The sequence below is a fragment of the Microbispora bryophytorum genome, assembly GCF_006874465.1.
GTDB lineage: Bacteria > Actinomycetota > Actinomycetes > Streptosporangiales > Streptosporangiaceae > Microbispora > Microbispora bryophytorum.
In genome coordinates this window covers 213651-239973 of the sequence record NZ_VIRL01000011.1, presented here as the reverse complement: position 1 = coordinate 239973, position 26323 = coordinate 213651, and the positions used below count along the sequence as shown (strand labels likewise).

23 protein-coding genes and 1 pseudogene are annotated in these 26323 nt (G+C 72.0%); 19 read left to right on the top strand and 5 right to left on the bottom strand.

Annotation, left to right across the window (positions count from 1 at the left end):
- Positions 1-19: 19 nt before the first annotated feature.
- Positions 20-367: an SCP2 sterol-binding domain-containing protein gene (locus FLX07_RS21005; RefSeq protein WP_142572514.1), complete on the bottom strand. Its 348-nt coding sequence runs from the start codon at positions 365-367 to the stop codon at positions 20-22.
- A 547-nt stretch (positions 368-914) separates the two neighbouring features.
- Between FLX07_RS21005 and FLX07_RS21000 the strand changes: the two genes are divergently transcribed.
- The 14 genes from FLX07_RS21000 to FLX07_RS20940 all read left to right on the top strand — a co-directional run bounded on the left by FLX07_RS21000 (position 915) and on the right by FLX07_RS20940 (position 14865).
- Positions 915-1136 (top strand): hypothetical protein, encoded by a 222-nt coding sequence (locus FLX07_RS21000; protein WP_142572513.1) that lies wholly within the window; start codon positions 915-917, stop codon positions 1134-1136.
- Entirely contained in the window at positions 1133-1297 is a 165-nt protein-coding gene (locus FLX07_RS36565; RefSeq protein ID WP_167748330.1) for a hypothetical protein, read from the top strand. The genes FLX07_RS21000 and FLX07_RS36565 overlap by 4 nt, the downstream gene beginning before the upstream one ends.
- The gene (locus FLX07_RS20995; protein WP_142572512.1) at positions 1294-2103 is read left to right on the top strand and encodes a TlyA family RNA methyltransferase; all 810 of its coding nucleotides are present in this window, start codon (positions 1294-1296) and stop codon (positions 2101-2103) included. Before FLX07_RS36565 ends, FLX07_RS20995 begins: the two co-directional genes overlap by 4 nt.
- Before the next feature lie 25 nt (positions 2104-2128).
- Entirely contained in the window at positions 2129-3076 is a 948-nt protein-coding gene (locus tag FLX07_RS20990; protein WP_142572511.1) for an NAD kinase, read from the top strand.
- A 181-nt stretch (positions 3077-3257) separates the two neighbouring features.
- Entirely contained in the window at positions 3258-5027 is a 1770-nt protein-coding gene (gene recN / locus FLX07_RS20985; protein ID WP_229689838.1) for a DNA repair protein RecN, read from the top strand.
- A gap of 282 nt (positions 5028-5309) precedes the next feature.
- Entirely contained in the window at positions 5310-6506 is a 1197-nt protein-coding gene (gene steA / locus FLX07_RS20980) for a putative cytokinetic ring protein SteA (RefSeq protein ID WP_167748329.1), read from the top strand.
- Entirely contained in the window at positions 6503-7480 is a 978-nt protein-coding gene (locus tag FLX07_RS20975) for a copper transporter (RefSeq protein ID WP_142572508.1), read from the top strand. The genes steA and FLX07_RS20975 overlap by 4 nt, the downstream gene beginning before the upstream one ends.
- A 52-nt stretch (positions 7481-7532) precedes the next feature.
- On the top strand, positions 7533-8486 hold the full coding sequence (locus tag FLX07_RS20970; RefSeq protein WP_142572507.1) for a hypothetical protein: 954 nt from the start codon (positions 7533-7535) through the stop codon (positions 8484-8486).
- A 68-nt stretch (positions 8487-8554) separates the two neighbouring features.
- The gene (murJ, locus tag FLX07_RS20965; protein WP_142572506.1) at positions 8555-10237 is read left to right on the top strand and encodes a murein biosynthesis integral membrane protein MurJ; all 1683 of its coding nucleotides are present in this window, start codon (positions 8555-8557) and stop codon (positions 10235-10237) included.
- 91 nt (positions 10238-10328) lie between these two features.
- Positions 10329-11501: a glycosyltransferase family 4 protein gene (locus FLX07_RS20960; RefSeq protein WP_142572505.1), complete on the top strand. Its 1173-nt coding sequence runs from the start codon at positions 10329-10331 to the stop codon at positions 11499-11501.
- 344 nt (positions 11502-11845) lie between these two features.
- Positions 11846-12844 carry a TerC family protein gene (locus FLX07_RS20955; RefSeq protein ID WP_167748334.1) on the top strand — a complete coding sequence of 333 codons (999 nt, stop codon included), beginning with the start codon at positions 11846-11848 and terminating at the stop codon, positions 12842-12844.
- 138 nt (positions 12845-12982) lie between these two features.
- Positions 12983-13642 carry a phosphatidylserine decarboxylase gene (locus FLX07_RS20950; protein WP_142572546.1) on the top strand — a complete coding sequence of 220 codons (660 nt, stop codon included), beginning with the start codon at positions 12983-12985 and terminating at the stop codon, positions 13640-13642.
- Positions 13629-14468: a CDP-diacylglycerol--serine O-phosphatidyltransferase gene (gene pssA, locus FLX07_RS20945; protein WP_142572503.1), complete on the top strand. Its 840-nt coding sequence runs from the start codon at positions 13629-13631 to the stop codon at positions 14466-14468. Before FLX07_RS20950 ends, pssA begins: the two co-directional genes overlap by 14 nt.
- A gap of 100 nt (positions 14469-14568) precedes the next feature.
- Entirely contained in the window at positions 14569-14865 is a 297-nt protein-coding gene (locus FLX07_RS20940; protein WP_030507339.1) for a hypothetical protein, read from the top strand.
- A 104-nt stretch (positions 14866-14969) separates the two neighbouring features.
- Here the strand turns inward: FLX07_RS20940 and menC are convergent, their stop codons facing one another.
- The 4 genes and pseudogenes from menC to FLX07_RS20920 form a co-directional block, all read right to left on the bottom strand.
- Complete coding sequence (gene menC, locus FLX07_RS20935) at positions 14970-16070, bottom strand: o-succinylbenzoate synthase (RefSeq protein WP_142572502.1); 1101 nt, start codon at positions 16068-16070, stop codon at positions 14970-14972.
- Between the two features lie 67 nt (positions 16071-16137).
- Positions 16138-17543: pseudogene (locus FLX07_RS20930) on the bottom strand (GntT/GntP/DsdX family permease).
- A gap of 121 nt (positions 17544-17664) precedes the next feature.
- Positions 17665-18309: an MBL fold metallo-hydrolase gene (locus FLX07_RS20925; RefSeq protein ID WP_142572501.1), complete on the bottom strand. Its 645-nt coding sequence runs from the start codon at positions 18307-18309 to the stop codon at positions 17665-17667.
- A 12-nt stretch (positions 18310-18321) separates the two neighbouring features.
- Positions 18322-19122 (bottom strand): maleylpyruvate isomerase family mycothiol-dependent enzyme, encoded by an 801-nt coding sequence (locus tag FLX07_RS20920; RefSeq protein ID WP_142572500.1) that lies wholly within the window; start codon positions 19120-19122, stop codon positions 18322-18324.
- Positions 19123-19393: 271 nt separating this feature from the next.
- Here FLX07_RS20920 and uvrA point away from each other — a divergent pair, with 271 nt between their 5' ends.
- From uvrA to rapZ, 5 genes are all read left to right on the top strand, one after another.
- Positions 19394-22234, top strand: coding sequence for an excinuclease ABC subunit UvrA (gene uvrA / locus FLX07_RS20915; protein ID WP_142572499.1), 2841 nt, complete (start codon positions 19394-19396; stop codon positions 22232-22234).
- 165 nt (positions 22235-22399) lie between these two features.
- Positions 22400-22831 carry a Rieske (2Fe-2S) protein gene (locus FLX07_RS20910; protein ID WP_142572498.1) on the top strand — a complete coding sequence of 144 codons (432 nt, stop codon included), beginning with the start codon at positions 22400-22402 and terminating at the stop codon, positions 22829-22831.
- Positions 22832-22888: 57 nt separating this feature from the next.
- Positions 22889-23086, top strand: coding sequence for a hypothetical protein (locus FLX07_RS20905; protein WP_142572497.1), 198 nt, complete (start codon positions 22889-22891; stop codon positions 23084-23086).
- Positions 23067-25148 (top strand): excinuclease ABC subunit UvrC, encoded by a 2082-nt coding sequence (uvrC, locus tag FLX07_RS20900; RefSeq protein ID WP_167748328.1) that lies wholly within the window; start codon positions 23067-23069, stop codon positions 25146-25148. The genes FLX07_RS20905 and uvrC overlap by 20 nt, the downstream gene beginning before the upstream one ends.
- A 241-nt stretch (positions 25149-25389) precedes the next feature.
- A complete protein-coding gene (gene rapZ / locus FLX07_RS20895; protein WP_142572495.1) occupies positions 25390-26259 on the top strand; it encodes an RNase adapter RapZ in 870 nt (289 codons plus the stop codon).
- Positions 26260-26323 lie beyond the last annotated feature (64 nt).

The following is a 26323-nucleotide window of genomic DNA, read 5'->3' as shown; positions in this document are numbered from 1 at the left end:
CGCGGATCCGGCGCGGCGGTCAGAGGAGCTTGCGAAGGCGCAGCAGATCGCCGAGGCTCGCGTCGATCTTGATCCGGCCGCTCAGGAGCGCGCGGCCCATGTCGAGTTCGCCGTTGACCATCGAGACCAGGTCCTCGCTCTTCAGCGTCAGCTTGACCTCGGCGGGCCGGCCGTCCTCCGGAGGCACCTCCTTGAAGGGGTCGAGCCCGCCCCGGTGGATGCGACCGTAGAAGGTCGCGCCGAGATCGGAGATCCGGCAGGCCAGCCGGCGCTCGACCACGTGCTTGGCACGGTCCTCCTCGCTTATCTCGTCGAAGTGCTCGACGAGTTTGTCCAGCGCCGCCCGGCATTCCTCGACGGTCGCCATGCGCCTGCCCTTCTTCTCGCGGACCGTGTGCTCTCGCCGACCGTGGGTGCTTGTGAACCGCGCCCAGACCACGGTCGGCGATGTGATTCCCCTCTAGCTACCGACAGTAGCTTTCCACGGGGGGCCTGCGCGAAATCCGCGTCGGGTCATGGAATGGTCACGGCACGCGTCCGGTGGTCCGCGAGTCGTAGATTTCGCAACAGATGGGACGGCGAGGGGCCATGGCCTCCCTCAGGCACCTGAAACGAGATCATGCAGGGGGCAAGGGCCGCGGTCCCCTGCGGAACGGCCAGGACCGCGCACGACCGTCGGTGGGGTCCGATAGCGTCGAGGCGACCGGCGTCGCAGGGGCTCGTGCGGGACCCGCGGCCCGGCCGCGTGTCGCCCGGCGACGCCCGGGACCCGGTCCAGCGACGCCTGGGACCCGGTCCGGCGAGAGCCGGGCCGAAGCCCCGGGCGAGCGTGCGCCCGCGCACGGGGAATCGTGGCAGGCAGGCGGCGCGGCAGGCAGGCGTGACGGGGTAGTTGATCGGAGCAGGAAGAGATCATGACGGACAGCGGGATCGCGGCCGGGGAACACCTCGCCTCGGGGGCCGGCGGCGTGCAGACCGTGTTGTCGCCTCTCGGACGGCTGGCTCACACGCCGGTGTCCGACCACGTGGACGTCTTCGAACAGGTCCTCGCCGGCCTCGAAGCGGTGCTCGCCTCCGTGGAGGATGCCGGCGGGTGGCAGCCCGAAGCCCGCGGCGGCCAGGAGAGTGGTCGGTGAGCGTCACGGGAGCGGTCGCGGACGCCGCGAGCCGGGGGTCCGCGCAGCGCGGGACGGTGCGGGGCGGCGCGATGTTGCAGGGCGGCGCGGTGCTGCGGGACGGCGCGATGTTGCAGGACGGCCCGGCGGTGCAGGACGGCGCGGCGGTGCGGGCCCGATGAAGCGTGTCCGGCTGGACAGCGAGCTCGTGCGCCGCGGGCTCGCCCGGTCCAGAGAGCAGGCGGTCCAGCTCATCGAGGCGGGCCGGGTCAGCGTCGGAGGCCGGTTGGCGGGCAAGGCGGCCACGCAGGTGGACACGGCCGCCCCCATCGTGATCGCCGAGACGGCCGAGGGCCCCGACTACGTGTCCAGGGGCGCCCACAAGCTGCTCGGCGCGCTGCGCGCGTTCGAAGGGCTCCGCGTCGAGGGACGCCGGTGTCTCGACGCGGGCGCCTCGACCGGCGGCTTCACCGACGTGCTGCTCAGGAACGGCGCCGCCCACGTGCTCGCGGTCGACGTGGGATACGGCCAGCTCGCCTGGTCCCTGCGCACGGACGAGCGGGTCACGGTGATGGAGCGGGTCAACGTCCGCGACCTGACCCCGGAGATGGTGGGCGAGCCGCCGACGTTGATCGTCGGGGATCTGTCCTTCATCTCCCTCCGGCTCGTCCTCCCCTCGCTGGTGCGCTGCGCCGCCGAGACGGCCGAGTTCGCGATGCTGGTCAAGCCGCAGTTCGAGGTCGGCAGGGAGCGTGTGGGCGCGGGAGGGGTCGTCCGCGACCCGGTCCTGCGGGCGCAGGCGGTGCGGGACGTCGCAGCGGCGGCGGGCTCGCTGGGCCTGACGGTGAAGGGTGTGACGGCGAGCCCGCTGCCGGGGCCGTCGGGCAACGTGGAATACGTTGTGTGGCTCGGGAAGGGGGCGGGACACGATCCCGTTCCCGATGTGGACGCGGCCATCGACACGGCGGTCGCGCAGGGACCCAGGTGAGCGCGGGCGGCGAGGCGTGGAGACGATGAGCGCGATGAGCACGGGCGGCGCGGCGGGCGGCCGGGCGGACGCCAAGAGGACCGTCCTGGTGACGGCGCACACGGGCCGGGAGGCGGCGGTGCGCAGCGCCCGCCTGGTCATGGAACGGTTGATCGGGGAGGGCATCAACGTCCGGGTGCTCGACGAGGAGGCGGAGGAGCTCGGCTGCGCCCATGTCGAGGTGGTCCCGGAGCACGGGGCGGCGCTGGAGGAGGCCGAGCTGATCATCGTGCTGGGCGGTGACGGCACGTTGCTGCGCGCCGCCGAGCTGGCCCGCCAGGCCGCGGTGCCGCTCCTCGGCGTGAACCTGGGGCATGTGGGCTTCCTCGCCGAGGCGGAGGTGGAGGATCTTGCGTCCGTGGTGGACCTGGTGGTCGAGGGCCGCTACGAGGTCGAGGAGCGCATGACGATCGAGGTCGTCGTGCGGCTGAACGGGTCGGTTCTCGCGCGGACCTGGGCGCTCAACGAGGCGTCGGTCGAGAAGAAGGACCGCATGCTGGAGGTCGTCGCGGAGATCGACGGCCGCCCGTTGTCGCGCTGGGGATGCGACGGCGTGATCTGCGCGACCCCCACCGGATCGACGGCGTACGCCTTCTCGGCCGGCGGTCCCGTCGTCTGGCCAGAGGTCGAGGCGCTGCTCCTGGTGCCCAACAGCGCCCACGCCCTGTTCGCCCGGCCGATGGTGGTGTCGCCGAAGTCCACGCTCGCGCTGGAGATCCTCCCCGAGACCAGCGCCGGTGTGCTGTGGTGCGACGGCCGCCGCCGCTTCGACATCCCGCCCGGCGCCCGGGTGGAGGTCCGCAGGGGTGAGGTGCCCGTACGGCTGGCCCGCCTGCTCGGTGTGGAGACCACCGGAGCGCCCTTCACCGACCGCCTGGTCGCGAAGTTCGGCCTGCCGGTGCAGGGCTGGCGGGGCCGCGTACGCTCCGGCTGACCGCGTTCGGCGTCGCGATCCACAGCGGGTTGTGGCGGTTGGTGATGATATGCCGGATGAGCAGGGCTTTCGTGTCCACAGATTCTCGTTCGGGTCGCGGTCCGGACACGCAGTCCTCGAAAATCTTGACGAGTTACGCGTAGGATCTCTGGCGAGTTCGGTCGGCAAACGGGAGGGACCAGTGCGGCCACGGGTCGAGGAGGTCCGCATCCAGGGGCTCGGCGTGATCGACGAGGCCGTGCTGGAGCTGTCGCCGGGATTCACCGTCGTCACGGGTGAGACGGGGGCCGGCAAGACGATGGTCGTCACCGGTCTCGGCCTGCTGTTCGGGGGGCGGGCCGACCCCGCCAGGGTCCGGCCGGGCGCCGACAAGGCGCTGATCGAGGGCACGCTCGTGATCGAGCCCGGGGGGCGCGTGGCCCAGCAGGTCGCCGACGTCGGTGGCGAGGTCGAGGACGGACAGCTCATCATCTCCCGGTCGGTCTCGGCGGAGGGCCGCTCCCGCGCCTGGCTGGGCGGCCGTGCCGTACCGGTGGGCACGTTGACGTACATCGCCGACGACCTCGTGGCCGTGCACGGGCAGATGGACCAGCAGCGGCTGCTGCAGCCCGGCAGGCAGCGTGCGGCGCTCGACCGTTACGCCGGCGACGAGCTGGTCAAACCCCTGCGGGCCTACGAGCAGGCCTACAAGCGGCACAAGCAGGTGGGAGATCTGCTCCATGAGCTGACCGTCAAGGCCAGGGAGCGGGCGCAGGAGGCCGACGTGCTGCGGTTCGGCCTTGAGGAGATCGAGAAGGTCGAGCCCAGGCCGGGGGAGGACGCCGAGCTGAAGGAGGAGGCGGAGCGGCTCTCCCACGCCGACGCGCTGCGCACCGCCGCCACGACCGCGCACGCCGCGCTGCTCGGGGATCCGATGTCGAGCGCGCAGGACATGCAGGACGCCGTGTCGTTGCTCGGTCAGGCCAAGGCGGCCGTGGAGTCCGCACGCGACTTCGATCCCGCGCTCGCCGGGCTCGCCGGCCGCCTGGCCGAAGCCGGCTACCTGGTCTCCGACGTGGCGACCGAGCTGGCCGCGTATGCCGAGTCGGTCGAGGCCGACCCGGCGCGGCTCGCCGCGGTGCAGGAGCGCAGGGCGGCGCTGAACGGGCTCATGCGCAAGTACGGCGAGGACGTCACGGCCGTCCTCGGCTGGGCGCAGCGGGCCGCCGAGAGGCTGTCGGAGCTCGACGGCGACGACGAGCGCATCGAGGAGCTGACGCGGGAGCTCGGCGAGCTCACCGAGCGGGTGGGTGAGCTGGCCGGTGAGGTGACGGCCATCCGCACCGTCGCCGCCGACCGGTTCGGCCAGGCGGTGACCGAGGAGATGACCGCGCTCGCCATGCCGCACGCGCGGGTCAGCGTGGCGCTCACCGCCACCGACGGCTTCGGCCCGCACGGCGTGGACGAGGTCGAGCTTCGGCTGGCGTCCCACCCCGGCGCGCCGCCGCTGCCGCTGACCAAGGGCGCCTCCGGCGGTGAGCTGAGCCGGGTGATGCTCGCCATCGAGGTGGTCTTCGCCGGGGCCGACCCCGTTCCGACGTTCGTGTTCGACGAGGTCGACGCGGGCGTGGGCGGAAAGGCGGCCGTGGAGATCGGCAGGCGGCTGGCCAAGCTCGCGAGGACGGCGCAGGTCATCGTGGTCACCCACCTGCCGCAGGTGGCGGCCTTCGCCGACCAGCACCTCGTGGTCGAGAAGGCGAGCGACGGCAGGGTGGTCCGCAGCGGCGTCGTGACGCTCGACCAGGAGGGCCGCGAGCGGGAGCTGTCGCGGATGCTCGCGGGCCTGGAGGACTCCGAGCTCGGCCGGGCGCACGCCGCCGAGCTGCTGTCGATCGCCGCCGCCGACAAGGCCGCCTGGGAGAGGGCGTCCTCGGGAGCGGCCAAACGCCCGGGCCGCCGCGCGGCAGGCTGAGGGCCGCCCTGCGCCGCCGTGGAGTGCCCTGCGGGTCCGCAGACGCACGTACACTCGGCGGGGCGCGCGGGGGTGACGTTTGGAGCAGGGCGCGCCGGGAAGCAGTCAAGCCCTGGCATGCGGGGGCGGAGGAACGGGGGCGGACGGCGTCGCGGAAGATGTGCGTTGGCTCGGCTGCCCCGGTCGTCGCACCTCGGCAACATCCCTGACTTGCAGTGACAAATCAGACGAGCCGTGGGGTGTGGAAGCGTGGCGGTCGCCGCCTCTGGCAGGATGGTCATGATGAAGGTCCCGAGCTTGAATGTTCCGGGCCTCCGCCGCAGGAAGGCCGACGGCCTTCCCGGGGTGACGGCAGTGGCGAGAATCGACAGGCGGACGAAGAGGCTGACCAAGCGCCTCAAGCCCGGGGAAATCGCGATTATCGATCACGTCGACATCGACCGGGTCAGCGGGGAGGCTCTCGTCGCGTGCGGCGTGGCGGCCGTGGTCAACGCCGCCGCGAGCATCAGCGGCCGCTATCCCAACCTCGGGCCGCAGATCCTGATCGACGCGGGCGTCCCCCTGATCGACAACGCGTCATCGGAGCTGTTCGAGCGGATCGCCGACGGTGACGTGATCCGCGTCCACGACGGCATGGTCTATCTCGACGAGGAACTGGTCGGCAAGGGGCAGCCGCAGGACGCCGAGAGCGTCGAGGCGGCGATGACCGAGGCCCGCGCGGGCCTCGCCGTCCAGATCGAGGCCTTCGCCGCGAACACCATGGAGTACGTCCGGCGCGAGCGGGATCTCCTGATCGACGGGGTCGGCGTGCCCGACATCCGCATCTCCCTGGAGAACCGCCATGTTCTCATCGTGGTGCGGGGTTACCACTACAAGGAGGACATCGCCACGCTCCGGCCGTACATCCGGGAGTACCGCCCGGTGCTGATCGGCGTGGACGGCGGGGCGGACGCGCTCCTGGAGGCCGGGTACGCGCCCGACATCATCGTGGGCGACTTCGACTCCGTCTCGGAGAAGGCGCTGTGCTGCGGCGCCGAACTGGTCGTCCACGCCTACCGCGACGGGCGGGCGCCGGGGCTCGAGCGGGTGCGCAAGCTGGGCCAGGAGGCGGTCGTGTTCCCCGCGACCGGGACGAGCGAGGACATCGCGATGCTCCTGGCGGACGACAAGGGCGCCACGCTGATCGTCGCGGTGGGCACCCACTGGACGCTCGACGAGTTCCTGGACAAGGGCAGGTCGGGCGCGGCGAGCACCTTCCTCACCCGCCTGCGAGTGGGCAGCAAGCTCGTGGACGCCAAGGGCGTGAGCAGGCTCTACCGCAGCCGGATCTCCACGCCTTCCCTGTTGCTGCTCGTGGCCACCACGCTGGTCACGATCGGCGTGGTCCTCTCGGTATCGCCGATCGGCCAGGTGTGGCTCAACGGCCTGCGCGTGGCCTGGAACGGCTTCATCTTCTGGCTGGTCGGACTCTTCTCGTGATCGATTTCCGTTATCACCTCGTCTCGATCGTGGCGATCTTCCTCGCGCTCACGGTCGGCATCGTGCTGGGCAGCACCGTGCTCGAGCCCACGTTCTTCAAGTCGGCCGAGGAGATGACCGCGTCGCTGCGGCAGGCCAACGAGAAGTACCTGACGCAGATCTCGGAGCTGCGCACGCGGGAGGAGGGCGGCGACTCGCTTGTCACGAGCCACCTGCCCGACCTCGTGCGCGGCCAGCTCGCGGGGGAGCGCGTCGTGCTCGTCGAGGCTCCCGGCGCGTCGGCCGCCCTGCGGGACCCGGTCGAGAAGCTCGTCACGAGCGCGGGAGCTGCCTACACCGGCAGGATCAGCCTGACCGAGAAGTTCATCGAAGGCGAGCAGGCGAGCGTGGTGGACGGGCTCGCCACCAACCTCGCCCCGGCCGGCGTCACCTTTCCCGACGGGGCCTCGCCGTACGACAAGGCCGCCGCGATGCTCGCCGGCGCGATCGTGACCAACGACCGCGCGCAGGCGGGCCGGGCCAACCCCGCGGCCGCCGGCGTGCTGGAGGCGTTCCAGGCCGGCGACTTCCTGACCCTGAACGGCAACCCCGAGCAGCGCGCGACGATGGCCATCGTGCTCGCGCCGGCCCAGCCGTACGAGGGGGAGGACGCCGACCGGCAGACGAACGCGCTCGTCTCGGTCGCGGCCGGCCTCGACAGCGGCGCTCTCGGCACCGTCCTGGCCGGCACCGTCACCGCCTCCGCCAACGGCGGAGTCATCGGGGCGCTGCACGACACCGGCGGTGTGGCCTCGGCGGTCTCGACGGTCGACACCGTCGATTTCGCCGCGGGCCGTATCGTGGTGGTCTACGCTCTGCGGGAGCAACTGGCCGGCCGTTCGGGCGCGTACGGCGTCGGCAGCGGCGCGACGGCGTTCGAGCCCACGGTGACCGCGCCCAGCCAGACTCCCACTCCGGCGGCGAGCCGGGGCTGAGCCGCCGGTCGCCACCTCACGCCTGACGATTACGGAGAGAAGGGCAACAGCCGTGGCCAGACGTCCCCAGGCCGGCACCCGTGCCGCCGCGGCGCTCGGGGCCGCCGTCGGCGCCGCGCTCGGTGCGGCCGCCGCGCGTGCCGCCTTCGCCGCCTTCCGGCGCCGCCCGCCGATCGGCGACGAGAAGACCGCCGACGAGTACTGGACCCGGGTCAACCACCGGGGCGAGCCGGTCACGCTGCTGGAGGGTCCCGCGTTCGCCGCGGGCGCCGTCGCCGCCTCCGCCCTCGCCCCCGGCCTCCCGGTGCGCGCCCGCGCGGCCGCCGTGCTCGCCGGTGCGGGCAGCGGCGTCCTCGGCGCGTACGACGACCTGTTCGGCACGACCTCGTCCAAGGGGTTCAAGGGCCATCTGGCCGCGCTCGCGCGCGGCGAGGTGACCAGCGGTGCGGTCAAGATCCTCGGCATCGGCGCGACCGGGCTCGCCGCGGCGGCGCTCGCCCCCCATGAGGCCCGGAGCGGGGGTGTGGCGGCGCGGTCCTTCGACACGCTCGTCGACGGTGCGCTGATCGCCGGCAGCGCCAACCTGGCCAACCTGTTCGACCTGCGGCCCGGCCGTGCGATCAAGGTGGGGCTGCTGGCCGGGGTTCCCCTGCTGGCCGCCTCGATCGCCGCGCCGTACGGCCCGCGCTCCCGCCAGGCCGCCGCGCTGACCGCCGTCCCGCTGGGCGCGGCGGCGGCGCTGCTGCCCGAGGATCTGGGCGAGCGGGCGATGCTCGGCGACTCCGGGGCGAACGCGCTCGGCGCGCTGCTCGGCCTGGCGGCCACGGCCCGGCTGGGCAGGCCCGGCCGGATCGCCGCCCTCGGCGTCGTCGCGGCTCTCACCGCCGCCTCGGAGAAGGTCAGCTTCACCAAGGTCATCGCCGGGAACCCGGTGCTCAACCGCCTGGACATGCTCGGCCGCCGCGCTCCGCAGACCGTCCCCGGCACGCCGGGGTCGCGCGGGTGACCTGGACGACCAGGGCCGTGCGCGGAGGCGTACGGCACCCGCATGGATAAGCGCTATGGGTAGGCGGCATGGTTAGACGGCTCGGGGCGGGGATCGCGGGGGCGGCGGTCCTCATCGGAGTCATCACGGTCCTGGCGCGGGTGACGGGCTTCGCCAAGCAGTTGGCGTTCGCCCGCACGGTCGGCACGAACTGCCTGGCGACCGCCTACTACACGGCCAACAACGTGCCGAACATCGTCTTCGAGGTCGTGGCGGGCGGCGCGCTCGCCGGGATGGTCGTCCCGGTGCTCGCCGGCGTCGCCGCCAGAGCGGACGGCGGGGCGCGCGCGGAGGTCGGCCGGATCGCCTCCGCGCTGCTGACCTGGATGGTCGTGCTGCTGGTGCCGCTCGCGGCGCTGACCGCGCTGGTCGCGGGGCCGCTCGCCCGGCTGCTCGTCGTCTTCGGGGCCGGAGAATGCGACGTCGGGCAGGTCGCCGCCGTCGCCGCGCGCATGCTGGTCGTCTTCGCGCCGCAGATCCCGTTGTACGGAATGGCCGTGGTGCTCTACGGCGTGCTGCAGGCCCATCGCCGCTTCTCGGGACCGGCGCTGGCGCCGCTGGTGTCGAGCGTGGTGGTCATCATCGCCTACCTGGCCTTCGGGCCGCTCAGCGGCGGCCACAAGGATCCTGCCACCGTGCCCGGACCGGCCGAGATCGCGCTGTCGGCGGGAACGACGCTCGGCGTGCTGGCTCTGGTCGTCACCGTGGTCGGGCCGGCCTTACGGCTCGGCCTGCGGTGGCGGCCCACGCTCCGCTTTCCGGAAGGCGTCGCCGTACAGGTGCGGCGGCTCGCCCTGGCCGGGCTGAGCGCGCTGGTCGCCCAGCAGGCCGCTGCGGCGATCCTGATCCCCGTCGCCAACCGCGTCGGCGGGGGCGTACTGCCCGCCTACAACTACGCCTGGGCGATCTACCAGGTGCCGTACGCGGTGCTCGCGGTGCCCATCGCGACCAGCGCGTTCCCCGCGCTCGCCGCGCGGGCGCAGACCGAGGACGCGGGCGGGGACGCGGGCGGGGACGAGGGTGGGGCCTTCGCGGCGCTGGCGGCGCGGACGACGCGCGCGGTCGTACTGGTCTGCGGCCTGGCGGCCGGCGCGCTCGCCGCGGTCGCGGCGCCGGTCGCGCACGTCTTCCTCGCCCAGGCCGACACCGCGGTCGCCGCGGCGGAGTTCGCCCGGGGGATCGCGCTGTTCGCGCCGGGGCTCATCGGATACGGCCTGGTGGCCCACCTCAGCCGGGTGCTGTACGCGGCGGGACAGGGCAGGGCGGCGGCCCGGGGGCAGGTCGCCGGGTGGCTGGTCGTGGCTGTCGCCCAGGTGGCGCTCGCCCTCGTGCTGCCGGACGGCTGGGGTCTGGGCGGGCTCGCGCTCGGCCAGGCGGCCGGCATGACGGTGGGGGCCGGGCTGCTGCTGGCCTCGGTCGTGCGGGCACGAGGCGCGCGGGCCGCCCACGGCGTCTCGCGGGCCGCTCTGGCCGCCCTGCTGGGCGGGGGCGCGGGCTTCCTCGCGGGCGCGGCGGTCGCCCGGCTTCCCCTGTCGGGCGAGGGCCCGTGGGGCGGCCTCCTGACGGCCGCGCTGGCCGGTCTGGCGGCCCTGGTCGCGGGGGTCCTCGTCGCCGCACTCGTGGACCGTGGGGACCTGGCCGCCGCCCTGTCAGGAGTGCGGCGGGGGAGAGGCGCGAGCCCGGCGGACCCGCCGGCCGAGGAGGCGGTATGAGCGAGCGGATCGGTAGGCACTGCGGCTGGAGCGGCGCCGGATCGCCTGCCTCCGGCACAGCCGGACGCCGAGCCGGTGGCGAGGAGCAGGCATGAGTCGAATCGTGCTCGTGCTGGGGTCGAGCATGGGGGGCGTGGCGCGGCACGTGCGGATGCTCGCCGGCGGGCTCGTCACGCGGGGACACCGCGTGCTGGTCGCGGGTCCCGGCGGCACCGAGGAGGCTTTCTCCTTCACCGGCACCGGCGCGGGCTTCTCCGAGGTCGAGATCGCCGACCGGCCGCACCCCTCGCACGACCTGCGGACCGCACTGCGCCTGCGCGGGCTCGCCCGCGGCGCGGACGTCGTCCACGCCCACGGCCTGCGAGCCGGCGCGCTGGCCGCGCTCGCTCTCACGGGGTCGCGGGGCTGGCCGCGCCTCGTGGTCACCCTGCACAACGCGGTCACGGCGGGCGGCGCGATCGGCGTGGTCTACCGGCTGCTGGAGCGGATCGTCGCCCGGCGCGCGGACCGTGTCCTGGCCATCTCGCCGGATGTCGCGCAGCGCATGCGGGGCAGGGGCGCCCGGCGGGTGGACCTCGCGGTGGTGCCCGCGCCGCCGCTCGCGGAACCCGCCCGCCCGGCCGAGGACGTACGGGCCGAGATCGCCACGCGGCTGTCCGGCACGGGGTGGTCCGGCGCGGGGTTGTCCAGCACGGGGTTGTCCAGCACGGGGTTGTCCGGCACGGGACACGCGCCGCAGGCCGCGCAGGAGCGGCCGATCCTGCTCACGGTCGCCCGGCTGGCCCAGCAGAAGGGCCTGGAGACGCTGCTCGACGCGGCGGCCGGGCCCTACAAGGGGGATCCGGTCTTCGTGATCGCGGGCGACGGGCCACTGCGCGAGGAGCTTCAGGCGCGCGTCGACGCCGAGGAACTGCCCGTGGTCCTGTACGGCTGGGCCGAGCCGGCCGACCTGCTCCAGGTCGCGACGGCGGTGATCGTGCCCAGCAGATGGGAAGGGCAGCCGCTGAGCGTCCAGGAGGCGCTGCGGGCGGGCAGGCCGATCATCGCGACCCGGGTGGGCGGCGTGCCCGCGATGGTAGGCGAGGCGGCCCTGCTGGTGCCGCCGCAGGATCCCGGCGCGCTGAGCCGGGAGATCGGCCGTCTGCTCGGCGAGCCCGCCCTGGCCGCCCGCCTGGCGCAGGCGTCCGAACGCCGGGGCCGTGAGCTGCCTGACGAGGACGCGGCGCTGCGGGCGGTGCTCGCGGCGTACGGGCTGGCGTCCTAGCGGCGCCCGGGGAGTGGCGGCGACAGGGAGCGGCGGCGACAGGGGGTGGCGGCGACAGGGGTGGCGGGAGGGTGCGACTCCCCTCCCGAGCCGGTGACACAAGGCCGTCGGGCCGGTGAGCCGTCGCCTGTTCTCGCCGATCAGCGCCGACGTTCCGGCAAGGATTAGGTGAGGCTAAGTCTGATCCATATACTGGACGGGTTGGGGGGGAGTATCCCTTCGCGGCGGTTCCGTCATCACGGTGTCAGCACCCGGGGCCGTCGGTCCGCCGTGCGCGTACGGGCGGGAGAGACCTCCGGCAGTGTGTTCAGCGCGCGCCGGAGGTAGTCGTGGTACATGCACCCTTGTGGTTGTGGGCCCTGGTCATCGTGGGTCTCGTCGTTGTGGTCGCCATCGACCTGTTGATCGTCGATCGTGGTGAACCACGCGAGTTCTCCATGCGGCAGGCAGGCATCTGGGTGGGCTTCTACGTCTGCCTGGCCGTGTTGTTCGGCATCGGGTTAACGGTCTGGGCCGGTGCCGGAACAGGTGGCGAGTTCTTCGCGGGCTATCTGACGGAATACAGCCTCAGCGTCGACAACCTGTTCATCTTCTACATCATCATGACCCGCTTCGGGGTGCCCCGGATCTACCAGCACAAGGTCCTGCTGGTCGGTATCGTCCTCGCGCTCGTCATGCGCGGGATCTTCATCGCGATCGGGGCCGCCGCGCTGAGCCGCTTCGGCTGGCTGCTGTACGCGTTCGGGGCCTTCCTGGTCTACACGGCGTACACGCTGGTGCGGGACCACAACAGGCAGGACGAGGAGTTCAACGAGAACATCCTCCTGCGCTGGGCCCGGCGGGTCTTCCCGACCACTCCCGACTACGTCGGCTCCCGGGTGACCGTTCGGGTGGACGGCAAGCGCATGGTGACGCCCATGCTGATCGTGATGATCGCGATCGGCACCACGGATCTGCTGTTCGCCCTCGATTCGATCCCGGCCATCTTCGGCCTCACGAAGGCGGCCTTCATCGTGTTCTCCGCCAACGCGTTCGCCCTGATGGGGCTGCGTCAGCTCTACTTCCTGCTCGGCGGACTGCTGCAGCGGCTGGTCTACATCAGCTACGGATTGGCGTTCATCCTCGGTTTCATCGGGGTTAAGCTGATTCTTGAAGCACTTCATGAGAACGAGGTCTCCTGGGCCCCTCAGATCCCCATCTGGGTGTCGCTGGCGGTCATCGGCGTGACCATGGCCGTGACCACCGTCGCCAGTCTCATCAAAGCTCGTCGCGACGAGAGAACCATTAGTCCGGTGGAACCCTCCCAGACGGAGGCGTCTCAGGCCGAAGCCCCCCAGGGCTAGCAAAACGGGAACTCACCCTGTTTGCTTGTTCTCGTTGTGCCACGCATTGACTGCCGGATCGGTAATATCGATCGTTAGCTCGCATGCCGCTCCATAGTCGCCCGAAGAGTACAAAGGTCATCTGTGTCCAACGAATCGTTGCCCCGCGGCCCCGAATCCGGGCTCGCGGGAAGTGCCCGGGGCCGAGTCAGGCTCGCACGCGGCGTGTCCCCGTGGCTGGCTCCGACCGCCGCGGCGGCAGCCGCCACCGCCGTTCTCACCCGCAGGTCGCCCCGTTGGGCGCTGGCCGCGGCGCCGCTCGCCGCCCTCACCGGCGGGATGCTGTGGTTCTTCCGCGACCCCGAGCGGACGCTCGGCGAGGGCAGGCTCATCTCGCCCGCCGACGGTGTCGTGCAGAGCATCGACCCGTGGCCGGACGGCCGCACCCGGGTCGCGATCTTCATGAGTCCGCTGAACGTGCACGTCAACCGGGCGCCCGCGGCCGGCACGGTCACCGCGGTCGAGCACGTGCCCGGCGGCTTCGTGCCCGCGTTCAACAAGGACAGCGACAAGAACGAGCGCGTCGTGTGGCATTTCGACACCGCGCTCGGGGACATCGAGATGGTGCAGATCGCCGGCGCCGTCGCGCGCCGCATCGTGCCGTACCTGTTCGCGGGCGCGAAGGTCGTCCAGGGCGAGCGGGTGGGACTGATCCGTTTCGGCTCCCGGGTGGACGTCTACCTGCCCGAGGGCATCAGGCCGGCGGTCACCGTCGGCACCCGGACCGTCGCGGGGGTGACACGCCTTGACCACATCTGACCTCGGCGCCGAAGCCGCCTGGCCGGTGGAGGAGGTGGATGAGGAACCACGCGGGCCCGTCGGCAAGGCGTTCCGCCTGTCGGCCGCCGACTCCCTCTCGCTGGGCAACGCCCTCAGCGGCTTCCTCGCCGTCTGCGTGCTCGCCTGGTCGGCGATCAGCGACCTGCAGGCCAGCGGTAAGTTCGCCCCCGACCCGCGCTTCTTCGGCACGGCCGTGGTGCTGCTGCTCATCGGTGCGACCTGCGACCTGTTCGACGGCCTGGTGGCCAGGAAGTTCCGCGCGTCCGCGATGGGCGCCGAGCTGGACAACCTCGCCGACGTGATCAGCTTCGGCTTCGCGCCCGCCTTCATGGTGGTGATCTGGGCCGGCTTCTCCGGCAAGCTCCCGCTGTGGCTGGTGCTGTGCGCGGCCGGGTCCGTGCTGCTCGCCGGCGTCGTACGGCTGGCCCGGTTCGCCTGCGTGAAGACCAAGAGCGGCGACTTCATGGGCCTGCCGATCCCCATGGGCGCGATGACCGTGGTGTCGATCGTGCTGCTCTTCCAGCCGAACTACGTCACGCTCGCCGCCGTCTTCGCCGTGGCCTGGCTCATGGTCAGCCGGATCGAATACCCCAAGCCCAAGGGCAACCTGGCTGCCGTCGTGCTGGGCTGGATGCTGATCAACGTGGCCTGCCTGACGATCTGGGCGGCCGGTCTCGCGGGCGGTGACCAGCTCATCAAGGTGGGCGCCACGATGCAGATCGCGATCGTGTCCGCGATTCCGCTTCGCGTTCTCATGTTCAAAAAGCAGCAGCGCAGGGAACGACGCTCGGAGAACGCGGGCTGACGTCGTCGAACGGACAGGGCCCCGGTCGGCTGGGGCCCGTCATCTTGGGCCTGGCCAATGACGTGGAGAAAACGCCTAGTCCAATGGAGCCCTGGTCGCCATGCCTCGTGAGCACACCCGGACGTACTTCCTCGGCAAACTCGCCCGGGAGCTTGAGCTACGAGGGTTGGAGGCGTCCCTGCGCCCCGACCCGCCGTCGCTGAAGGTCCGCGACCCGGACGCGGCGCTGTTCACCGAGACCGTGGACTGCGTCGCGATGTCGGACGGCTGGTTCTACCGGTGGTCCTGGGGCGATGTGGTGGAGAGCGCGGAGGAGCCCGCTCTCGCGGCCGACCGCATCGTGAAGGTCTTCACCACCGGCGAGCCCCGGCCGCACCCTGCACTCGGCGACGCCTGACGGGTCGCACCCTGCACTCGGCGACGCCTGACGGGTCGCACCCTGCACTTGGCGACGCCTGACGCGTCGCACCTGCTCTCAGCGCCGTCTGACCGGTTCGGGTGTCACAGCCGGATCCACTCCGTCGCCGTGGTGACCTCGTCCAGAACGTCCGGGAGGGGATCCACGCCCAGCCCCGGGCCGTCCGGCACGTCGAGGTGCCCGCCGTCCAGTTCGAACGGCGGGGTCACGTCGGTGTGGAAGTAGCGCCGGGAGGCGGAGGTGTCGCCCGGCAGCGTGAAGCCGGGCAGCGCGGCCAGCGCGACGTTGGCCGCCCGGCCGATCCCGGTCTCCAGCATGCCGCCGCACCACACCGCGACGCCGTGGGCGCGGCACAGGTCGTGGATGCGCCGGGCCTCCAGATAACCGCCCACCCGCCCCGGCTTGATGTTGATCACGGAGCACGCGCCGAGGCTGATCGCCGCCGCCGCGTGGGCGGCCGACTCGATCGACTCGTCGAGGCAGATCGGCGTGCGGATCGACCGGGCGAGCCGGGCGTGCTGCACGAGGTCGTCGTCGGCGAGCGGCTGCTCGATCAGCAGCAGGTCGAAGTCGTCCAGCCGGGCCAGATGACGGGCGTCCGCGAGGGTGTAGGCCGCGTTGGCGTCCACCTGGAGCAGCAGGTCCTCCCCGAACCGCTCCCGGACCGCGCGCACCGGCGTCACGTCCCACCCCGGTCCGATCTTCAGCTTGACCCGTACGTACCCCTCCTCGACGTACGCCCCGACCGTGTCGAGCAGCTCGGCCACCGAGCCCATGATGCCGACCGAGACGCCGCAGGGGACGCGGTCGCGGGTGGCGCCGAGGTATCGGGCGAAGGACTCGCCGGTGGTCCGGAGTGACGCGTCGAGCACCGCGGCCTCCAACGCCGCCTTCGCCATCCGGTGGCCCTTGAACGGCGCGAGGGCGGGACCGACGGCCTGCGGGTTCGGCTCGCGGGGCAGCGCGGGGATCAGGAAGCGCCGCAGCACGTCGGCCGCCGCGTCCACGTACTCGGAGGAGTACAGCGGCTCGGCCATCGCCACGCACTCGCCCCAGCCCTCGGCCTGCGGCGTCACCACCCGCACCAGCAGGACGTCGCGGGTGGTCTCGGTGCCGAACGACGTCCGGAACGGCGCGACGAGCGGCATCGCGATCCGGCGCAGTTCGATTCCAGTGATCTCCATGAGGTGCCAGGGCTCCAGGGGAAGGACGATGTGCGCCGACCACTATACGGACGCGGTGCCGCGGTCCTCAGACCACCAGCCCGAGCAGGAGCACGCAGCAGAACGACACCACCGAGATGATCGCCTCCATGACCGACCAGCTCCTGATCGTCTCGCCGACGGACATCCCGAGATACTCCTTGACCAGCCAGAACCCGGCGTCGTTCACGTGGGAGAAGAACAGCGACCCGGCGCCGATGGCGAGCACGAGCAGGGCGACGTGGGCGGGGGAGAGCCCGGCCGCCAGCGGCGCGGCGATCCCGGCGGCGGAGATCGTGGCCACCGTGGCGGAACCGGTGGCCAGCCGGATCCCGACGGCGATCAGCCAGCCGAGCACCAGCACGGGCACGTTCGCGCCCTGCGCGGCCTCGCCGATGACCTTCCCGACGCCCGAGTCGACCAGGGTCTGCTTGAATCCGCCGCCCGCGCCCACGATGAGCAGGATGCCGGCGATCGGCGGCAGCGAGTCGGCGATCGCCGAGGAGATCCGGGCCCGGCCGAAGCCCGCGGCGCGGCCCAGGGTGAACATCGCCACGATCACGCCGATCAGCAGGGCGATCAGGGGCGTGCCGAGGACCTCGAACGCGGTGCGCACCGCGTGGCCCTCGGCAGGACGATCTCCGCGACGGCCCGGCCCAGCATCAGCACGACCGGCAGCAGGATCGTGGCCACCGTGACGCCGAACCCCGGCCTGGGGTGGTCAGCGTCCCCCGGTTCCGCGTTCTCGGACTCTGGGGTCTGCTCGCGTTCGAGCCGCTCCGGCGGCGCCGGCCGCACCCAGCGGGCGGCGAACCGGGCGAACAGCGGGCCGGACACGATCACGGTCGGGATGGCCACCAGCAGGCCCAGCCCGAGCGTGAGCCCGAGGTCCGCCTTGAGCGTGTCGATCGCGACCAGCGGCCCGGGATGCGGGGGCACCAGGCCGTGCAGGACGGACAGTCCCGCCAGTGCGGGGATGGCGATCAGCAGCAGCGGACGGCCGCCGCGCCGGGCCACCAGCAGGATGACGGGGATCAGCAGGACCAGCCCGATCTCGAAGAACATCGGCAGTCCGATGAGCACCGCGATGAGCGTCATCGCCCATGGCAGGGCCCGGTCGCCGCTGCGGCGCAGGATGCCGTCCACGATCTCCTCGGCCCCGCCCGAGTCGGCCAGCAGCTTGCCCAGCATCGCCCCGAGGGCGATGAGCACGCCGACGCCGGCCACGGTCGAGCCGAGCCCGGCGGAGAAGCTGTCGATCAGCTTCTCGGGGGCCATGCCGGCCCCCAGGCCGAGCACGCCCGAGCCGAGCGCGAGGGCGAGGAACGGGTGGGTCCGCAGCTTCGTGATCAGCAGCACGATGACCGCGATGCCGGCCAGGGCGGCCACGATGAGGCGGGTGTCGTGGCCGCTCCACGCGGCCGTGCTCGCGAGGTGGGTCACGAGGGGGGTCATTCGGGGCTCCTCCGACGGTCCGTGCGGTAGCCGCTGCCCGGCAGGAGCTCCCCGAATCACGTACGCCCGCCCACCGGATTAATCGCCCGGGGGGCGGGACACCGTCCGGGCGTGCGTCACGTCACCAGCCGCGGGCCTTCCACTCGGGCAGGTGCGGCCGCTCGGCGCCGAGCGTGGTGTCACCGCCGTGACCGGGATAGACCCACGTCTCGTCGGGAAGACGGTCGAAGATCCGTTCCACCACGTCCGTGAACAGCTGCTCGAACCGCGCCGGGTCCTTCTGGGTGTTGCCGACGCCGCCGGGAAACAGGGAGTCACCGGTGAACAGGTGGCGGTCCTGATAGAGCAGCGCGATCGAGCCGGGGGTGTGGCCGCGCAGGTGGATGACGTCCAGCGTCACCACGCCGACCGTCACCCGGTCGCCGTGCCCGACCTCCCGTGTGATCGTCACCGGCAGCTCGGGGGCGTCGAGGGGATGGGCGAGGGTCTGCGCGCCGGTGGCGCGGGCGACTTCCACCAGAGCCCCCCAGTGGTCGCGGTGCCGGTGGGTGGTCACGATCGAGCTGATCGGCATGTCGCCGATGAGATCGAGGAGCCGCTCGGGCTCGGCCGCCGCGTCGATCAGCAGCCCGTCGCCGGTCTCGGTGCAGCGGAGCAGGTAGGCGTTGTTGCCGAAGTCGCCGACCTCGATCTTCGAGATCGTCAAGCCCGGGACCTCGCGTACGTCGGCGGGCCCGCCCTTGGCGACGTTTCCGGTGTAGGTCATGATCGTTCCTCTCTAGTTGTCGGCGGGCGGCCAGGACGAGGGTGGTTCGGCGGGCAGCCCCGCCGGGGACGGCTTCGGCCAGGGCGGCGGGGACGGCAGTGTCCCGGCCTGCTGGAGGTGGCCCCGTGGGGAGGTGAGGCGCAGGCCCGCGCCGTCGGTCCTGCCCGCGAGCCAGGCGACCAGCTCGCGCGGAGTGCCCTCCACGACCGGGCCGTCGCCGAGGCCGGTCCACGTCCTCAGGACCCGGCCGGTGCCCGGGTCGAGCGCGACGACCTCGCCCACCGGGCACTCGTCGCCGAGCCAGAGCATCGTGTCGTACAGCTCTCGTCTCACGTACGTCTCGGGCCAGTCGGCCCATCCGTAGCCTGCCCCGAGGTCGGCGTGGTGCACCTCGACCTCCCTGAGCCGGCGGATCGGAACGTACCAGGCGGGGTGGTCGGGCGGGTTCATCCCCGAGACCGGCGCGGTCCACGCCTCGGCGGGCATCCGCCCGGCCGCCGCCGCGAACCGCTCCGCACTGTCGCGCAGGTCGGCGAGCTGTTCGCCCGGCCGGCGGCCGGCGCCCGCCTCGATGCCGGCCTCGCGGGCCCGTGCCGACGCGTACTGCGGGGTGCGCACCCCCGTACGCGCCCAGGTCAGCAGGTTGACGTAGCTGTCGGCGTTGCGGGCGACGTGCGCGAGCACGTGTCCCCTCGTCCACCCCGGCAGCAGGGACGGCGCGCGGAGATCCTCGTCGGTGAGGCGGGCGGCGGTCGCCAGCAGGCGCTCGGTCGCCTCGGCCAGCTCCCGCTCGATCTCGTCGATGAAGGGCATGGGAAGAATCATGGACCCTGAAGGCCCCGGCCGGCGTCCCCGTCACCCCGTGGGAAGAGGACGGCTCCCCCGGCGGTTGTATGAGCAGGGGTTTCGCACGGATGCCGGGCGCGGGTTTGACGAAGCTCATACTCTGGTTCACGGAGCGTGTCCCACGATGCACGCGGGGCCGCCCTCTCCGGCCGCCGGACGATGCCCCCCGAAATTGTCGGTGGCTCTGGATAGCCTGCCCGTGCACCTCCATTCACCTCATCGACCTATCGGGACCACCGTGGCTGACCGCCTGATCGTGCGTGGCGCACGCGAACACAACCTCAAGGACGTCTCGCTCGACCTACCGCGAGACGCTCTGATCGTTTTCACCGGGCTCTCGGGCTCCGGCAAGTCCAGCCTGGCCTTCGACACGATCTTCGCCGAGGGACAGCGGCGATACGTGGAGTCCCTGTCCGCGTACGCCCGGCAGTTCCTGGGTCAGATGGACAAGCCCGACGTGGACTTCATCGAGGGCCTTTCCCCGGCCGTCTCCATCGACCAGAAGTCCACCAGCCGCAACCCCCGTTCGACCGTCGGCACGATCACCGAGGTCTACGACTACCTGCGTCTGCTCTGGGCGCGTATCGGCAAGCCGCACTGCCCGCAGTGCGATCGCCCGATCGCCCGCCAGACACCGCAGCAGATCGTGGACCGTGTGCTCGAACTTGAGGAGGGCACCCGCTTCCAGGTGCTCGCCCCGATCATCCGCGGCCGCAAGGGCGAGTACGCCGAGCTGTTCCGCGAGCTGCAGACCAAGGGATACGCCCGCGCCCGGGTGGACGGCACGATCGTGCGCCTGGAGGAGCCGCCCACCCTCAAGAAGTACGAGAAGCACGACATCGAGGTGATCGTCGACCGGCTGTCGGTCAAGGAGGGCGCGCGGCGCAGGCTCACCGACTCGGTGGAGACCGCGCTGCAGCTGTCCGGCGGCACGATCACGCTCGACTTCGTCGACCTTCCCGACGACGACCCCAACCGTGAGCGCTTCTACTCCGAGCACCTCTACTGCCCCTACGACGACCTGTCGTTCGAGGAGCTGGAGCCCCGGTCGTTCTCGTTCAACTCGCCCTTCGGGGCCTGCCCCGAGTGCACCGGCCTCGGCACCCGCATGGAGGTCGACCCCGACCTCCTCGTGCCCGACCCCGAGCGCACGCTGGGCGACGGCGCGATCAGTCCGTGGGCGAACGGCCACACCAGCGACTACTTCGTGCGGCTGCTGGAGGCGCTGGGCAACGCGCTCGGCTTCGACCTCGACACCCCGTGGGAGCGGCTGCCGAAGAAGGCGCAGAAGGCGATCCTGCACGGCCACGACGAGCAGGTCCACATCCGCTACAGCAACCGGTACGGCAGGCAGCGGTCCTACTACACCGAGTTCGAGGGTGTGATCCCCTGGGTCCAGCGCCGGCACGCCGAGTCGGAGAGCGACGCCAGCAGGGAGCGGTTCGAGGGCTTCATGCGCGAGGTGCCCTGCCCGGCCTGCAAGGGCCGCCGCCTCAAGCCGGTCTCGCTGGCCGTGACCGTCGGAGACGCCTCGATCGCCGAAATCTCGGGCATGTCGATCGCCGACTGCGCGAAGTTCCTGTCCGGCCTGCGGCTGTCCGAGCGGGACATGCACATCGCCGAGCGGGTGGTCAAGGAGATCAACGCCCGGCTGGGCTTCCTGCTCGACGTCGGCCTCGACTACCTCACGCTCGACCGCGCCGCCGGCACGCTGGCGGGCGGTGAGGCGCAGCGGATCCGGCTGGCCACCCAGATCGGCTCCGGCCTGGTCGGAGTGCTCTACGTGCTGGACGAGCCGTCCATCGGCCTGCACCAGCGCGACAACCAGCGCCTGCTGGAGACGCTGGTCCGGCTGCGCGACATGGGCAACACGCTGATCGTGGTCGAGCACGACGAGGACACGATCGCCGCCGCCGACTGGGTGGTCGACATCGGCCCCGGCGCGGGCGAGCACGGCGGCCAGGTCGTCGTGTCCGGCACCGTGCAGGACCTGCTCGCCAGCGAGGAGTCGCTGACCGGCGCGTACCTGTCGGGCCGCAAGGCGATCACCGCGCCGGAGGTCCGGCGCCCGCGGGACAAGAAGCGGCAGCTCGTCGTCAAGGGCGCCCGTGAGCACAACCTCAAGGGAGTGGACGTCGAGTTCCCGCTCGGCGTCTTCACGGCGGTCACCGGCGTTTCGGGGTCCGGCAAGTCGACGCTGGTCAACGACATCCTGTACGCCGCGCTGGCCAAGGAACTGAACGGCGCGAAGACCGTGCCCGGACGGCACTCCCGGGTCGTCGGCACGGACCTGGTGGACAAGGTCGTCCACGTCGACCAGTCGCCGATCGGTCGCACGCCGAGGTCCAACCCCGCGACGTACACGGGCGTCTTCGACCATGTGCGCAAGTTGTTCGCCGCCACGGCCGAGGCGAAGGTCCGCGGTTACCTGCAGGGCCGGTTCAGCTTCAACGTCAAGGGCGGGCGCTGCGAGGCGTGCTCCGGCGACGGCACCATCAAGATCGAGATGAACTTCCTCCCGGACGTCTACGTCCCCTGTGAGGTCTGCCACGGCGCCCGATACAACCGGGAGACGCTGGAGGTCCACTACAAGGGCAAGACGATCGCCGAGGTCCTCGACATGCCGATCGAGGAGGCGCTGGAGTTCTTCGAGGCGATCCCCGCCATCCGCCGTCACCTGCAGACCCTCAACGACGTCGGCCTCGGCTACGTACGGCTCGGCCAGCCCGCGACCACGCTGTCCGGCGGCGAGGCGCAGCGGGTGAAGCTCGCCTCCGAGCTGCAGCGGCGCTCGACCGGCCGCACCGTGTACGTGCTGGACGAGCCCACCACCGGCCTGCACTTCGAGGACATCAGGAGGCTTCTCGGCGTGCTCAACCGGCTCGTGGACGCAGGCAACACGGTGATCGTGATCGAGCACAACCTCGACGTCGTCAAGACCGCCGACTGGATCGTCGACATGGGGCCCGAGGGCGGGTCCGGAGGTGGCAGGGTCATCGCCACCGGCACGCCCGAGCAGGTCGCCCGGGTCGAGGAGAGCCACACCGGCGCGTTCCTGCGCAAGATCTTGGGTGTATGAGTATTCGTCTCATTATTTCTCCCTACTCTTCTGCTTCCGACCGCGTCACCCCCCACCGGCCACGGGGTGATGGCCGTACCTGAGGACACACAGGGTGACGCGTCGCGCAGGGGAAGGACCCGGGACCGTGGACGTCCCGGGCCGTCGCATCAGGGAAGGATGAGCATGACGGATACGACACGCCGGGCCGTGATCTTCAGCGCGGGAGGCGCCGGGCTGGCGGCGGCGCTGAGCGCGTGCGGCGCCTCCGGGGGGGACGACACGACGGCGTCGGCGGACCAGGGCGGCCAGTCCCAGGGGGCACAGGGCGAGGGCGAGCTCGCGAAGACCTCCGACATCCCCGAGGGCGGCGGCAAGGTCTTCAAGGACCAGGACGTCGTCGTCACGCAGCCGGCGGCCGGCGAGTTCAAGGCGTTCAGCGCGACCTGCACCCACCAGGGCTGCCCGGTCGGCAGCGTCTCGAACAACGAGATCGTCTGCCCGTGTCACGGCAGCAGGTTCAGTGCGAAGGACGGCTCCGTGGTCAACGGCCCGGCGGCCAGGCCGCTCGCCGAGAAGAAGATCACGGTGAGCGGCGAGAGCATCACCCTCGCCTGACGGCGGCTGCCGGGTCCGGCGCCGGCTCGGGCTCGATGGCTGGTGGCCGTGGCGGTGATGTCCACGGCCGCTGGCGGGCGAGCCCCCGCGCCTGAGGGGTGGCACGAGGCGCCGCCGCCCTACATCGCGTGCGAGCCCGGCGCGATGGCGGGCGGCCCGCCCGGCGGCGAGGCGCTGGCGGCTCTCGCCGTCGCCGGGTCCGCCGGGTCCGCCGGGGACGGCGGGGACGGCGGGAATGTCGGCGGGGGCCAGTAGTCTTTTGAACGTGGCGGATCCGGCAACTTATCGACCGGCGCCCGGATCGATTCCCGAGTCGCCAGGCGTCTATCGCTTCCGCGACCCGGGCGGCCGGGTGATCTACGTGGGCAAGGCGAAGAGCCTGCGGCAGCGGCTCAACTCGTACTTCGCGGACTTCGCCGGTCTGCACCCGCGGACGCAGACCATGCTGACGACCGCGGCGTCCGTGGACTGGACGGTGGTCGGCACCGAGGTCGAGGCGCTCCAGCTCGAATACTCCTGGATCAAGGAGTTCGACCCCCGGTTCAACGTCAAGTACCGCGACGACAAGTCGTATCCGTACCTGGCCGTGACCATGGGGGAGGACTTCCCCCGGGTGCAGGTGATGCGGGGGGCCAAGCGGAAGGGCACGCGTTACTTCGGCCCCTACTCGCACGCCTGGGCCATCCGGGAGACCGTCGACCTGCTGCTGCGCGTCTTCCCCGTGCGGACGTGCTCGGCGGGGGTCTTCAGGCGGGCAGGCCAGATCGGGCGGCCCTGCCTGCTGGGATACATCGACAAGTGCTCCGCGCCCTGCGTCGGCCGGGTCACCCCCGAGGAGCATCGCGCCCTCGCCGAGGACTTCTGCGACTTCGTGGCCGGCAACACCGGCCGCTTCATCAAGCGGCTGGAGCGCGAGATGCGCGAGGCGGCGGCCGTGGAGGAGTACGAGCGGGCCGCGCGACTGCGCGACGACGTCCAGGCGCTGCAACGGGCCCTTGAGAAGCAGACGGTCGTGCTCGGCGACGACACCGACTGCGACGTGATCGCCCTCGCCGAGGACCCGCTTGAGGCGGCGGTCCAGGTCTTCTATGTGCGCGGCGGCAGGATCCGCGGGCAGCGTGGCTGGGTGGTCGACAAGGTCGAGGAGGCCGGCCCCGGCGAGCTGGTGGAGCAGTTCCTGCTCCAGATGTACGGCGAGGCGACGATTCCCCGCGAGATCCTCGTGCCGGCGCGGCCCCCGGACGAGGCCGCGCTGATCGAGCTGCTGAGCGAGCAGCGGGGGTCCCGCGTCGACCTGCGCGTTCCCCAGCGCGGCGACAAGAAGAGCCTCATGGAGACCGTGGAGCGCAACGCGAAGGAGTCGCTCGCCCAGCACAAGCTGCGCCGCGCGAGCGACCTGACCACCCGCAGCCGTGCCCTGCAGGAGATCGCGGACGCTCTCGACCTGGACCAGGCGCCGCTGCGGATCGAGTGCTACGACGTGTCGCACATCCAGGGCGAGAACGTCGTGGCCTCGATGGTGGTCTTCGAGGACGGCCTGGCCCGCAAGAGCGAGTACCGCCGCTTCTCCATCAGGACCGGGGAAGGCGACGTCGCCTCGATATACGAGGTCATCTGCCGGCGGTTCAAGCGCTACCTGGAAGAGCGGGCGGCGACGGGCGAGCTGGACGCGGGGACGGAGGACGCGGCGGCTCACGACGGAACGACTCACGGCGGGGCGGGGCGCGATGCGGCGGAGAACGGCGAGGTGGCGCATAACGGGGCGGCGCACGACGAGGACGGGTACGGCGCGGCCGAGCGCGGAGGCGCCGGGACGCCGATCGACCCGGAGACAGGCCGTCCCCGCAAGTTCGCCTACCCGCCCAACCTCGTGGTGGTGGACGGCGGCCCTGCTCAGGCGGCGGCGGCCCAGCGCGCCCTGGACGAGCTCGGGATCGACGACATCGCGGTGTGCGGGCTGGCCAAGCGGCTGGAGGAGGTCTGGCTGCCCGGCGACGACCAGCCGGTGATCCTGCCGCGAAGCAGCGAGGGCCTCTATCTGTTACAGCGCGTCCGCGATGAAGCACACAGGTTCGCTATCACCTACCATCGGACGAAGAGGTCGAAATCGCTTAAAGAGAGCGCGCTCGACCACGTGCCGGGCCTGGGCCCGGCACGCCGTCAGGCCCTGCTGCGGCACTTCGGCTCGGTGAAGCGGCTGCGGGAGGCGAGCGCGGAGGAGATCCGTGAGGTCCCCGGCATCGGCCGTGCGACCGCCGAGGCCATCGTCGCGGCGCTCCGCGGTGAGAGCCCGTCCCCGGCGGAGCAGGGGTCGTGAGGTGCTCGCGAGAGCGCCTCGGCGTGTCCCGTCCCGGGCGGGGCTGCGGGGAGGGCGCCGCCGGAGCCGCGCGGCGTGGCGGTGGCGCGACCAGGTGAAGAGGTGTCATGCTCCGGCACCAGATGGTTCCTCCCGCGCGGAGCGGGCCCCGTCCCGGCGGGCGGGGCGGCCACCCCGGCATGGGGGTGGACGGGGCTGACGTTGGGCGGGCTGACATGGGCGGCAAGGCGGTGAGCGGGCGATGAGCACGACTGAGCCGGCATTCGTGGTGATCACCGGAATGTCGGGGGCGGGGCGCAGCACCGCCGCGAAGGCTCTGGAGGACCTCGGCTGGTTTGTGATCGACAATCTGCCGCCGGGGCTGCTGTCCTCGCTCGCCGAGGAGGCAGGCCGGGTGAACATGGCGACCGACCGCGTCGCCGCGGTCGTCGACGTGCGCAGCCTCGCCTTCACCACCGACCTGAACGCGGCGATCGAGGAACTGGTCGGGCGCGGCGTCGGCGTCCGGGTGATGTTCCTGGAGGCGAGCGACGAGGAACTGGTCCGCAGGTTCGAGAACGTCCGGCGTCCCCACCCCCTCCAGGGTGACGGGCGGCTCGTCGACGGGATCGACCGCGAGCGCGGCATCCTGCGCGAGGTCCGCGCCAACGCCGACCTCGTCGTCGACACGTCCCTGCTGAACGTCCACGAGCTCCGCAAGAAGATCGTGTCGTTCTTCGGCGGCGAGGACCGTCCGGGGCTGAAGGTGAACGTGGTGTCCTTCGGCTACAAGTACGGCCTGCCGGTCGACGCCGACCTCGTCGTGGACTGCCGGTTCCTGCCCAACCCCCACTGGGTGCCGGAACTGCGGCCCATGAACGGGCTCGACGCCCCCGTGCGCGACTACGTGCTCGGCCAGCCGGGGGCCAAGGAGTTCCTCGACGGCTACGAGGAGGTCTTCGGCATCGTGGCCGCCGGATACGCGCGCGAGGGCAAGGGCTACGCCACCCTCGCCGTGGGCTGCACCGGAGGCAAGCACCGCAGTGTCGCGATGGCCGAGCAGCTCGGCGCCCGCCTGCGCGAGCGCGGCATGGACGTCCAGGTCAGCCACCGGGACACGGGCCGAGAGTGACGGCCCCCGCCCGGCCCGCGGGCGGGTCCGCGGGCGGTATCCCGTACGGCCGGCCCCGGCGGGC

Excerpts from the sequence above, each read along its gene's own strand:
- FLX07_RS21005 (WP_142572514.1), bottom strand. The coding sequence starts at position 367 with ATGGCGACCGTCGAGGAATGCCGGGCGGCGCTGGACAAACTCGTCGAG.
- FLX07_RS21000 (WP_142572513.1), top strand. The coding sequence starts at position 915 with ATGACGGACAGCGGGATCGCGGCCGGGGAACACCTCGCCTCGGGGGCC.
- FLX07_RS20995 (WP_142572512.1), top strand. The coding sequence starts at position 1,294 with ATGAAGCGTGTCCGGCTGGACAGCGAGCTCGTGCGCCGCGGGCTCGCC.
- FLX07_RS20990 (WP_142572511.1), top strand. The coding sequence starts at position 2,129 with ATGAGCGCGATGAGCACGGGCGGCGCGGCGGGCGGCCGGGCGGACGCC.
- steA (WP_167748329.1), top strand. The coding sequence starts at position 5,310 with ATGAAGGTCCCGAGCTTGAATGTTCCGGGCCTCCGCCGCAGGAAGGCC.
- murJ (WP_142572506.1), top strand. The coding sequence starts at position 8,555 with ATGGTTAGACGGCTCGGGGCGGGGATCGCGGGGGCGGCGGTCCTCATC.
- FLX07_RS20960 (WP_142572505.1), top strand. The coding sequence starts at position 10,329 with ATGAGTCGAATCGTGCTCGTGCTGGGGTCGAGCATGGGGGGCGTGGCG.
- FLX07_RS20940 (WP_030507339.1), top strand. The coding sequence starts at position 14,569 with ATGCCTCGTGAGCACACCCGGACGTACTTCCTCGGCAAACTCGCCCGG.
- menC (WP_142572502.1), bottom strand. The coding sequence starts at position 16,070 with ATGGAGATCACTGGAATCGAACTGCGCCGGATCGCGATGCCGCTCGTC.
- FLX07_RS20925 (WP_142572501.1), bottom strand. The coding sequence starts at position 18,309 with ATGACCTACACCGGAAACGTCGCCAAGGGCGGGCCCGCCGACGTACGC.
- FLX07_RS20920 (WP_142572500.1), bottom strand. The coding sequence starts at position 19,122 with ATGCCCTTCATCGACGAGATCGAGCGGGAGCTGGCCGAGGCGACCGAG.
- FLX07_RS20910 (WP_142572498.1), top strand. The coding sequence starts at position 22,400 with ATGACGGATACGACACGCCGGGCCGTGATCTTCAGCGCGGGAGGCGCC.
- FLX07_RS20905 (WP_142572497.1), top strand. The coding sequence starts at position 22,889 with ATGTCCACGGCCGCTGGCGGGCGAGCCCCCGCGCCTGAGGGGTGGCAC.
- uvrC (WP_167748328.1), top strand. The coding sequence starts at position 23,067 with ATGTCGGCGGGGGCCAGTAGTCTTTTGAACGTGGCGGATCCGGCAACT.
- rapZ (WP_142572495.1), top strand. The coding sequence starts at position 25,390 with ATGAGCACGACTGAGCCGGCATTCGTGGTGATCACCGGAATGTCGGGG.